Raw genomic sequence first — 4,294 nt, 5'->3', positions numbered from 1 at the left:
ACGGCGTCCGCGAGCTGGTTCATGCCGCGCTCGAGGCCGCGCCGCGCCTCCTCGTCGAACGCGATGATCTTGGCCATGTGAAGTGGTCCCTCCAGGACTGGGGGTGATTACTTCGGACCGCGCCCGCGCCCGCGACGGACGGCCCCCGACCGGTGGTTCCTTGCCCCACCTGGTCCGTGGCCTCACCGACCCGGTCCTTACGTTGTCACTCTCACCTTCAGAGTGCTAACGCAATGATTAGCACTCGGGCATGGCGAGTGCAAGCGCCTCCCGGGGATCGGGCCGGTCCGTCAGCCCCCGGCGAACACCCCCCGGCACCCCCCTGAACAGGCCGAAGGGCCCGCACCCCGGGGGGTGCGAGCCCTTCTGAGAAGACCGGTCGCTTGCGCGTTGGTCGTGGTGCGCGTTCAGGCAGAGACGCGAACCATGTCGGCCTGCGGCCCCTTCTGGCCCTGCGAGATCTCGAACTCGACCCGCTGACCCTCTTCCAGGGTGCGGTAGCCGTCCATCTGGATCGCGCTGTAGTGGACGAAAACATCCGCACCACCGTCGACCGCGATGAAGCCGTACCCCTTCTCCGCGTTGAACCACTTGACGGTGCCCTGAGCCATGCCTAACTCCCCTATTACTGGCCCTTGCACAGATCCACACTTCGCGGACCCGGGTCAGACCTCACCCCCCACGGTTGGGGGCGTGCGCCGGAACGCGTCGACCGCGGCTGAATGTATCTGTCCAACTGCCGTCTGCAACAGGTCAATCGGACGAGAATTCTGGACGCGCAGGGTCCGGAATGTAGGGAGAATTCGCCTGAATTCAGGGCAAGTCGGGCCACACAAAACGCGCAAAAGCCGCGAAAGACGCGCACACTTTGGCTACATCTTGTCGGGCTCGGAGCGGGAATTCAGGGCGCCGATCACAGGATCGGGATCGCGTTCCCCAACTGTACCGCGCTCAATCACATGGAATTGCCCCCTCCGCTTCTCTCACGGTGGGGGCAATTCGATGAACTCTCCGTGACCGGCATTACTTCAGGTAACAATCAGGCCGGCCGACCGGTTACGGACGCGCTCAGCCTCCGGCGACAGCCGGGATGATCGACACGCCGGCACCGTCCGGGGTGGCCGTCTCCAGCCCCTGCTCGAACCGCACGTCGTCGTCGTTCACGTACACGTTGACGAACCGGCGCAGCTTGCCCTGGTCGTCCAGCACACGGGCGGCGATCCCGGTGTGGTTCTTCTCCAGATCGGCGATGACCTCGCCCAGGGTCGCCCCCTCGGCGGCGACCTCGGCCTGCCCGCCGGTGTAGGTACGCAGGATGGTGGGGATGCGAACGGTGACGCTCATGACTTCGAAACCTCCGGTTTGGTGACGGACCCAGGGGCGCGGGGCTGTGCCGATACGCGGCTCCGCCGCGTGGGCGCGGACAACCCCCACCGGCCCGCAGCGAACAACGATCAGACGAGCCCGGCAGCCCGGAACGACTCCAGGCTCGGGCGAATGGTCGCCGTGAGCCCCGTGCCCGCCACCGCGTCCAGCGTCTTCAGACCATCCCCGGTGTTGAGCACGACCGTGGTCTTCGTGGGGTCGAGAACGCCGTTCTCGACGAGCTTCCTCGTCACGCCCACCGTCACCCCGCCGGCGGTCTCCGCGAAGATCCCCTCGGTCCTGGCAAGGACCTTGATCGCGTCGACGACCTGCTCGTCGGTCACGTCCTCCACCGCACCGCCCGTGCGCCGCGCGATGTCCAGCACGTACGGGCCGTCCGCCGGGTTCCCGATCGCCAGCGACTTGGCGATCGTGTCCGGCTTCTGCGGCCGCACCACGTCGTGACCGGCCTTGAACGCCGTGGACACCGGCGAGCAGCCCTCGGCCTGCGCGCCGAAGATCTTGTACGGCCTGTCCTCGACGAGCCCGAGCTTGATCAGCTCCTGGAGCCCCTTGTCGATCTTCGTGAGCTGCGAGCCGGAGGCGATCGGCACCACGATCTGGTCCGGCAGCCGCCAGCCGAGCTGCTCGCAGATCTCGTAGGCCAGCGTCTTGGAGCCCTCGGCGTAGTACGGCCGGAGGTTGACGTTGACGAAGCCCCAGCCCTCGCCGGCCGGGTCGCCGATCAGCTCGGAGCAGAAGCGGTTCACGTCGTCGTAGTTGCCCTCGATGCCGACCAGCTCGCCGCCGTAGACCGCGGCCATGACGACCTTGCCCTGCTCCAGGTCGTGCGGGATGAACACGCAGGAGCGGAAGCCGGCCCGGGCCGCGGCGGCGCCCACCGCGCCGGCCAGGTTGCCGGTGGAGGAGCAGGAGAGGGTGGTGAAGCCGAAGGCGCGGGCGGCCTCCAGGGCCTGCGCGACGACGCGGTCCTTGAAGGAGTGCGTCGGGTTGCCGGAGTCGTCCTTGACGAAGAGCTTGCCGGCGTCGACGCCCAGCTCGCGCGCGAGGTTGTCGGCCTTGACGAGCTTGGTCCAGCCCGGGTTGATGTTCGGCTTGTCCGCCACGTCGGCCGGGACCGGCAGCAGGGGGGCGTAGCGCCAGATGTTCGCGGGGCCCGCCTCGATCGTCTTCCGCAGCTCCTCGGCGTCGTAGGCCGAGAAGTCGTAGGCGATCTCCAGCGGGCCGAAACACTCCTCGCAGGCGAAGAGCGGGCCGAGGGGCACGCGGTGACCGCATTCGCGGCAGCTCAGGGCGGCGGCCGGGCCGAGGTCTACGGTGGAGTTCGTGGTGCTTGCAACAGTCTGCACAGCCATGTGAGGCGAGGCCCTTTCTCCTCATCTTCCTCACGACGCATCTCGCCGTGAGACGGATTTGGCACCTTCCCTAGCCGGGAGCCTCGCGCTGTGGTCGCCAGTGACCTACGAGAACCGACTGGAGGGTTGCCGGGGCTTCATCGGGCCGTTTCCCTCTGCCCCTCTGGATGAGCTGTATGTGGTTGTAGGCGGCGGGTGACCCCGGACATGCGATGGTCATCCGCGTTGTTCAAGACTGTAACCGACGACCAGGACAGTTGAGATAGTCGTCCGAACCGCGAGACGCGTCACATTCCGTCCCGCCGAGAGAACGCTAAGGAGCCGCCACGGTGCTGGAAGAAGTCGAGCGCTGGCTGAGCACCCGTTCCTGGTCCGCGAACGAACGCCCGCTCCACCGGATCATGGCCGCCAAGCAGCGCACGGGCCGGACGGTCAGTGTGGTGCTGCCCGCGCTGAACGAGGAGGAGACGGTCGGCGACATCGCCGCCGTCATCCGGCACGACCTGATGCTGCAGGTCCCGCTCGTCGACGAACTGGTCGTCGTGGACTCGGGATCGACCGACCGCACCTCCCAGGTGGCCGCCGCCGCGGGCGCGAGGGTGGTGCACCGCGACGCGATACTCCCGCGCGTCCCCGCCGTGCGCGGCAAGGGCGAGGTGCTGTGGCGCTCGCTGCTCGTCACGCGCGGCGACATCGTCTGCTTCGTCGACGCGGACCTGCGGGAGTTCTCGTCCGACTTCGTCTCGGGGATCGTGGGCCCGCTGCTGACCGATCCGGACGTGGCCCTGGTCAAGGGCATGTACGACCGTCCCCTCGGCGGCGCCGCCGGGCAGGGCGGCCGGGTCACGGAGCTGATGGCCCGCCCGCTGCTGAACATGCACTGGCCGCGGCTGGCCGGGTTCGTGCAGCCGCTGGGCGGGGAGTACGCGGCCCGCCGCTCACTGCTGGAGCGGCTGCCGTTCCCCGTGGGGTACGGAGTCGAGCTGGGCATGCTGGTGGACGCCCTGCACCTGGTGGGCCTGGACGCCCTCGCCCAGGTGGACGTCGGCGTGCGCAAGCACCGGCACCAGGACGGGCAGGCGCTGGGCCGGATGGCCGCCGAGATCTACCGCACCGCCCAGCTGCGGCTGGCCCGGGGGCATCTGATCCGGCCGTCCCTGACGCAGTTCGAGCGGGGCGGGGACGGCTTCGAGCCGCGGACGTACTCGGTCGACACCGAGGAACGTCCGCCGATGGTGGAGATCGCCGAGTACCAGGCGCGGCGGGCCGCCTGACCGGGACCGTTTTCGGCCGGACGCGGCAAGTCCGTACGTTTGAGCGTTTACAGGCCGGGCTAGGTTGAGGCCTATGGGTTCGACGCACGGTTCTGCACGGGTACTGGTGGCCTCCAACCGGGGCCCGGTCTCCTACACGGTCGGTGAGGACGGTTCGCTGAGCGCCAAGCGGGGCGGCGGCGGGCTGGTCTCGGGTCTCTCCGCGATCGGCTCGGACGCCGACGCGCTGTGGGTCTGCTCGGCGCTGTCCGACGGCGACCGGGAGGCGGTCCGGCGCGG

At 68.7% G+C, this 4,294-nt stretch carries 4 protein-coding genes, 1 pseudogene and 1 riboswitch; of the genes and pseudogenes, 2 read left to right on the top strand and 3 right to left on the bottom strand.

The features are described from left to right. Positions 1-407: 407 nt before the first annotated feature. The 3 genes from RIN80_RS21470 to thrC form a co-directional block, all read right to left on the bottom strand. Positions 408-611 (bottom strand): cold-shock protein, encoded by a 204-nt coding sequence (locus RIN80_RS21470; RefSeq protein WP_010035953.1) that lies wholly within the window; start codon positions 609-611, stop codon positions 408-410. Positions 612-1,068: 457 nt separating this feature from the next. Then, entirely contained in the window at positions 1,069-1,344 is a 276-nt protein-coding gene (locus RIN80_RS21465; protein WP_010035955.1) for a ubiquitin-like small modifier protein 1, read from the bottom strand. Positions 1,345-1,454: 110 nt separating this feature from the next. Beyond that, positions 1,455-2,741 carry a threonine synthase gene (gene thrC / locus RIN80_RS21460; protein WP_309097256.1) on the bottom strand — a complete coding sequence of 429 codons (1,287 nt, stop codon included), beginning with the start codon at positions 2,739-2,741 and terminating at the stop codon, positions 1,455-1,457. A gap of 18 nt (positions 2,742-2,759) precedes the next feature. Beyond that, a riboswitch (SAM riboswitch) is annotated at positions 2,760-2,915 on the bottom strand. A gap of 155 nt (positions 2,916-3,070) precedes the next feature. On the opposite strand from thrC, the gene RIN80_RS21455 reads away from it, so the two are divergent. Both RIN80_RS21455 and RIN80_RS21450 read left to right on the top strand, forming a co-directional pair. After that, complete coding sequence (locus RIN80_RS21455; protein WP_309097255.1) at positions 3,071-4,015, top strand: glucosyl-3-phosphoglycerate synthase; 945 nt, start codon at positions 3,071-3,073, stop codon at positions 4,013-4,015. Between the two features lie 73 nt (positions 4,016-4,088). After that, positions 4,089-4,294 (top strand): annotated as a pseudogene (locus RIN80_RS21450) (trehalose-6-phosphate synthase); the annotation flags it as partial.

It is taken from the genome of Streptomyces sp. (assembly GCF_031181705.1).
Lineage (GTDB): Bacteria > Actinomycetota > Actinomycetes > Streptomycetales > Streptomycetaceae > Streptomyces.
The sequence above is the reverse complement of the archived record's forward strand: the minus strand, read 5'-3'. Positions and strand labels throughout refer to the sequence as shown.

Bases quoted from the DNA above. Each gene is read 5' to 3' on its own strand.
- RIN80_RS21470 (WP_010035953.1), bottom strand. From the start codon at position 611: ATGGCTCAGGGCACCGTCAAGTGGTTCAACGCGGAGAAGGGGTACGGC.
- thrC (WP_309097256.1), bottom strand. From the start codon at position 2,741: ATGGCTGTGCAGACTGTTGCAAGCACCACGAACTCCACCGTAGACCTC.
- RIN80_RS21465 (WP_010035955.1), bottom strand. From the start codon at position 1,344: ATGAGCGTCACCGTTCGCATCCCCACCATCCTGCGTACCTACACCGGC.